The following is a 6,149-nucleotide window of genomic DNA, read 5'->3' as shown; positions in this document are numbered from 1 at the left end:
TTTTGTAAGAGATGTCAACTGTTTTTTTGAACTTTTTTCAAACCTTTAATTTGATTTGTTTTGTTCAATGTCGCAGCCGACTTTTATTATAATACACGGTTTTTAATCTAAAGTCAACATCTATTTTGAAATTTCTTCAAGTTTTTAACAAAATCTTTTAATTCAGATGATATATAGGTAATTCCCTACGATTCATCCACTCTTTTATTAGTTATCCACTATCCTTTATATGCTGCTACTAAACTGCCTAATGCAATTGAATACAATTTGGCTTCATGATCATCTGCTCTTGATACTAATACTATAGGAGCTTTTGCACCCATTACTACCCCTGCAGATTTTCCACCAGCAAAATAAGTAATGCTCTTTCCAATTCCATTACCCATTTCAATGTTTGGTACTAATAAAACATCTGCATCACCTGAAACTTTTGATTTATATCCTTTTATCTCAGCTGATGATGAAGATACAGCTAAATCTAATGCCATAGGCCCATCGACAATCGTTCCCTTCGAAAACTTTCCTTCTTCATATCTATACTTTAACTCACTAGCATCCACAGTAGCCACCATTTTAGGATCTAACTTTTCTTTAGCCGCTAAACAAGCAACCTTGACCTCTTCTTTTCCTAGTGCCTTTGCTACTGTTACAGCATTTTCTATGATTTTTACCTTATCCTCTAAGGTAGGTTGTAAATTCATTCCACCATCAGTTAAATATATTAATTTTGAGTAATTAGGTATATCATATAGCATTACATGAGATAGTAATGAATCAGTTCTAAGTCCCCATTCTTTATTTAGTACAGCTTTTAATAATATGGAAGTATCAACTAAACCTTTCATTATAAAATTAGCTTTCCCACTTGATACCATTTTAACCCCTATTTCTGCTGCCATATTTAAATCTTTTTCATCTATTATTGTATAAGAGCTTATATCTAATCCTTTTTCCTTAGCAATCTCAATTGTCTTTTCCTTATCTCCAATTAATATCGGTTCAGCTATGCCTAGTCTTTTACCTTCAAGAACAGCGGCGAGAACTTCTTCATCATGGCAAGCTACTACTACCAACTTCATAGGTTTTTCGTGCTTCAAATTTAATAACTCATCTAGTTTGTTGATTTTCATTGTTACCCCTCCATATTAAATATTATTTATTAATCAGATTGTCTAAAATCTCTTTCTGAGCATTCATATTTTCATCATTAGGATTTAAATCCACTGCATTTTCTATATCTCTATAGGCATCTTCTAGTTGTCCTAACTGCAAATAACATAATCCTCTATTAAATAAAAGTTTATAATCATCTGGTATATTTTCAATTCCTTCTGTATATACATCTATAGCGTCATCCATATCCCCTATAGTAAATAAACATATTCCTAATTCATTATAAACATCAGAATCAACTTTATAAAGCTCTAATGCTCCTTGAAAATAGTCAATTGCCTTTTCATAGTCTGAAAGTCCTTTATAGCATGCACCTATTAGATATTTAAGTTCCCACCACTTTTCAAACTTAGGCATTAATTTTAGAAATATATCTAAGGCTTTATCAAAGTATTCTCGGGATAAGTAAGTTAATCCTGTCTCTAAAGCCGCATCATTTTCAATAAGTTCTATCTCTCCCCTTATCTCTTGTAGCCTTAACTCATCCTTATCTAGAGTTAAATATCTTGTCCAAATAAGCTTTGCTTTTAAATATTGCTCTGAAAATTTATAATGATATCCTAATTTATAGTATGCTAATGGATATTTATCATCTATATCCAATATAGTTTCTAACTCATTCGTAGATTTTTCTAGAAACTGCATTCCTTTCTCCTCTTGCTCTTTTTCCAGATATCTTTTTGATATTTCTTCTAATGCGAGGGCATAATTAAATATCCCATTAACATTCTCAGGATTAATATATTTTAATGCCCTAAAATAAATGACTCCTCTATCATAATCATCATCTTCTATACTCTTAATTCCTTGATAAAAAATATAATCTTCTGCTCTTTCATTATAGGACATGAGTATATTCTTATAATCTTCCATATACATAAACAGAGGATCTATTCCCATTAAATAAATAATTCCATCTATTACATGAACTAATTTTATTTCTTCTTCCATATTACCTTCTATAATTTCATTTACTAGAACATCAGTTATTATTGGGAGGGGAATATCTTTATCTATAGGATACCCCTTAATATTTGTTGTTGTATTTTTTTTCAATTCAATAAATGTAATCTTGTCTGTTTTCCTTCTAAAATACTCATTAATAAAATCCATATTTCACCCTCTATTCTTAAAACTTATTCATAAACATTCTTTTTCTTCTAGTACTAGTACTTAATAATTTAAATAAATGTCCTCTATAGATCATCATGAATGAAAACACTCCCTGTCCTAACAGATATTTTATGATACTAGAAGTACCAAAATTGAACCCAAAAGATAGATGAGTTGTAAATAGGTCTGTAACAATATTACCTGTTAGATAATAAAGAGCTACATAAAATATCGCATTTGGCAACAACCAGTTTAGCCAATTTTCTTTCATAAAATCAATAGAATACATAATACTGTCCATAGGGTCTAAAACTTTTAAATATAGAGTTTCAGGCAATGAATTAAGTAGAAACAATATAGATACCATTATTATTATTATTTAAAATATAAGCATTAAATCCTAGCATCCCTTGAATAAGGGATAGTAAATAATTTCCTATCCAAGCAAAAAAGAATATAGTATATACCTTTCTAAGAAAATATTTGAATCCATCTTTAAAATCTTGAAATGTCATTCTATTATAATTTATTATGTTATATAGCAAGTACAAGTAGTTTGAAATTAAACCAGCACTAACTATAGCCAAAATAATCCCTGCAAAAATAGATAACACTCCTCTAAAGATACTCAAGACTACAGTAAAAATAGCTGTATTCAAAATTATATATACTATCCCAGTAAATATTATCATCCAATTGCTTTTTAGACTACTTATTGTTTTCTTAAAAGTTTGATTATTAATCATTAGAAAATCCTTTATTATATCCAAATTAAATCATCTCCTTTATTATATTGCTTATATCATATGTTTTACATCTATTTATAACTCCCTTCTGATATACAAACAATATATCAGTTCTAATCTTATAGTCTGTTGAATTATAACCATCTTCTATCATTTTAAAAATATTAACGCTAAAGACTTCAACTGCAATATCTTGAATTATCTTTTTGGTAGGTAAATCTTTATAATCTTCTAAGTAATTCTCCATTACTTTCTCATTCTTTAGAATTTCATGAATAATACTTTGTTTTATACCCTCTTTAAATCCTAAAATTCCATTTGGAAATCTAGATCCCTTATTATTCTTTATAAAGTCAAATCTTAGAAGTTCATTAAACACTACCATATTATTAAATCCCTTATGTTTATAAAATTCTATTAATATTTCATATAGTCTATTTCTACTATTAGATACTTTATGGTAATTTTTAAATTCCCAGTAATATGAGAAATCTTCATAAAAATCAAATGGGCTAGTATAATGATTGTAAACTATGAATTCCAGCGTATGCTCAAAATATCCTTCGTTATAATACCTCTCTACTAAATCTTCTATTATCTTTAATTTTATTATTTCTTTAAACTTAATAAAATCATTTTCCAATACTTCATAAGGAGGTTCATCCAGATACTTAAATCCATATTTCTCTTGATCCTTTCTTAATCCAGAGCCCTTAAGTAATTTTAAGAAACCTAATTGTATTTTTTCAGGTCTTATTTCATATACATCATTAAAAGATTTCCTAAAAGAATCATACCCCTCATATGGAAGTCCTGCAATTAAATCTAAATGCTGATGAATATTTTTATGTGATTTTATTTCCTTAGTAATATCTCTTAATTTCTCAAAGTCAGTAGTTCTTCCAATAGCATCTATAGTATCTAAATTAGTAGATTGTACACCTACTTCAAATTGAAACAATCCTTCTTTTACACCAGACAAAAAATCTAGCATTTCTCTATCTAATAGATGAGCTGTGACCTCAAAATGAAAGTTTATATCCTTTGGATTCTTATCTATAATAAAATTCATTATCTCCATTGCATAATTTTTATTAGCATTAAAGGTTCTATCTACAAATTTTACCTGCCTCACTTTGCCTTCAATTAGGTTGTTTAACTCTTCCTTAACCCTATTAATCTCAAAATATCTTACTCCTTTAATAGTTGACGAAAGACAAAACTCACAGTTAAATGGGCATCCCCTTGAAGATTCAAAATATACTATTTTATTTTCAAACTCATCTCCTATATTTTTATACGGAGACGGTATAATGTTTAAATCTTTAATCAAAGTTCTAGGAGGATTTTTAATAATTCTATTTCCTTGAGAATAGATTAATCCCTCTATATCATCATAATCTTCATCGCCGTCAATTAATTTTTTTATAAACTCCCTAAACGTTTCTTCTCCTTCACCATAAATAATAAAATCAATAAACTTATTATCTTCTAAAATCTTTTCTCCATCAAAAGAAACTTCTGGTCCTCCTAAAATTATCTTTATTTTGGGATTTACTATTTTCAAAATCTTACATATTTTCAATGTCTCTGTTAAATTCCAAATATAAGTTGAAAATCCAATAATCTCAGGCTCCAATTTATATAAATCTGAAGCTATAAAATCTATATTTTGATTTATTGTATATTCTTTTATATCAATGTGGATTAAATCCTCAACATACCCCTGTAAATACCTAATAGCTAAACAGGAATGAATAAATTTAGAATTTAATGTACTTAATATTACTTTCATCTATTTACCTTCCTTTTATTATATTAAATACATTATATCATTAGTTTTTAGTCTTATACAGAGAATTTACGAAAAGATAAGATTAGTCATTGAATTTTTGACAAAAGTCTTATAGAATATATTGTATAATACGACAAGAAAGGAGATAAATCATGAGAGAATTCGATAAAATTTCTATCCAAGAAATGTCTAAAGATGATATGCTATTAATTATTGAAGCCTTGGAATATACAGGTAACAATACTAAAATAAATGAATTTTTAAGTTTAAAAGACAGTATTGTGGAGGAATTAAGTTCTTTAGCGGAAATTGACGAAAAAGATTTTTTAGAGTATCTAAGAAAATAGACCCCTAAGGTCTATCTTTTAAATAAGTACATACCAGTTTTAGTCTGAATTAAAGAAGTTAGGGTATTATCCTTTACTTCTTTTTTAATTACTTTAGCTTCCTTGAGTAAAGAATGAAAAAAAACATCACCCTCATTAAAATTAAATACATCTGGTAAGATATATTCTTTTATCTTTAGCTTATCAGGGTCTATTCTAGATTTTCTTAAAGATATAATATATTCACCAAGATTAATATAAAATCTAGGAAGATTATATTCCTTATTTGAATCATGTAAAAAGTCATATAATACTTTGCCTATTAATGTCTTTGGTTCTTCTTTATCTAAAACCTTAAGAATATCCCTTAGACTCAAATACCTATTATTCATTATACCGTTTAAAAAATTCAATAGATGTATTTTTTCTCTTTCAAATTCCACCTTGAAATTCCCTGAATAATTTTCAATTTCTATTCTATAATACTTTTTATATTTGTCCATATAATTAGTTTGAGAAAATCCGATAATGTTTTCCTTTAGCTTTTCTGTTATATTATCCTCATTCCTAAGAACTAAATACAATAAATGTACAATAGCTATTGTTTCAAATAAAATTTGAAGATTTCCAGATGTAAATAGTATATTTCTTATAGTTTCTTCTTCTATTATTTCATATCTTTGATTTGCAAGAACTATAGGTATTATTCTACTTATTATAGAATCATCTTTATCATTCCAATATAAACTTGGATTTACTCTTCCCTGTGCATTTAACAAGGAAGAGTTTTCTCCAATTCTATAGTTTGACCATAATTTAAACTCTTCTAAAAATCTAATATAGTCAATTCTAACTCCTTCTTCATTCATCATAGGAATTAAAGACTTCGTAGTTATTATAGATAATTGAGATATATAACCATATCTCTTCTCCCCATTATAATCTTCTTGGAATAAGTTTAATAACAATCTTTCAAAACTCATTTTAGTCATATAT

General features: G+C 27.4%; 6 protein-coding genes. 1 reads left to right on the top strand and 5 read right to left on the bottom strand.

The features are described from left to right. Positions 1 to 218: 218 nt before the first annotated feature. The 4 genes from CIW83_RS20005 to CIW83_RS19985 all read right to left on the bottom strand — a co-directional run bounded on the left by CIW83_RS20005 (position 219) and on the right by CIW83_RS19985 (position 4,827). The gene (locus tag CIW83_RS20005; RefSeq protein ID WP_094904212.1) at positions 219 to 1,130 is read right to left on the bottom strand and encodes a bifunctional enoyl-CoA hydratase/phosphate acetyltransferase; all 912 of its coding nucleotides are present in this window, start codon (positions 1,128 to 1,130) and stop codon (positions 219 to 221) included. Positions 1,131 to 1,152: 22 nt separating this feature from the next. Continuing rightward, a complete protein-coding gene (locus tag CIW83_RS20000; RefSeq protein WP_094904211.1) occupies positions 1,153 to 2,286 on the bottom strand; it encodes a lipopolysaccharide assembly protein LapB in 1,134 nt (377 codons plus the stop codon). A gap of 341 nt (positions 2,287 to 2,627) precedes the next feature. Next, positions 2,628 to 3,056, bottom strand: coding sequence for a hypothetical protein (locus CIW83_RS19990; RefSeq protein WP_094904209.1), 429 nt, complete (start codon positions 3,054 to 3,056; stop codon positions 2,628 to 2,630). 1 nt (position 3,057) lies between these two features. After that, on the bottom strand, positions 3,058 to 4,827 hold the full coding sequence (locus CIW83_RS19985; RefSeq protein WP_094904208.1) for a B12-binding domain-containing radical SAM protein: 1,770 nt from the start codon (positions 4,825 to 4,827) through the stop codon (positions 3,058 to 3,060). Between the two features lie 152 nt (positions 4,828 to 4,979). On the opposite strand from CIW83_RS19985, the gene CIW83_RS19980 reads away from it, so the two are divergent. Then, complete coding sequence (locus CIW83_RS19980; protein WP_094904207.1) at positions 4,980 to 5,174, top strand: hypothetical protein; 195 nt, start codon at positions 4,980 to 4,982, stop codon at positions 5,172 to 5,174. An 11-nt stretch (positions 5,175 to 5,185) separates the two neighbouring features. Here CIW83_RS19980 and CIW83_RS19975 read toward each other — a convergent pair whose 3' ends face one another. Next, on the bottom strand, positions 5,186 to 6,145 hold the full coding sequence (locus CIW83_RS19975) for a hypothetical protein (protein WP_094904206.1): 960 nt from the start codon (positions 6,143 to 6,145) through the stop codon (positions 5,186 to 5,188). Positions 6,146 to 6,149 lie beyond the last annotated feature (4 nt).

Source organism: Tissierella sp. P1 (genome assembly GCF_002266425.1).
GTDB classification, from domain to species: domain Bacteria; phylum Bacillota; class Clostridia; order Tissierellales; family Tissierellaceae; genus Tissierella; species Tissierella carlieri.
Note: the sequence above shows the minus strand (reverse complement) of the source record. Positions and strands in the feature narration are given on the sequence as shown.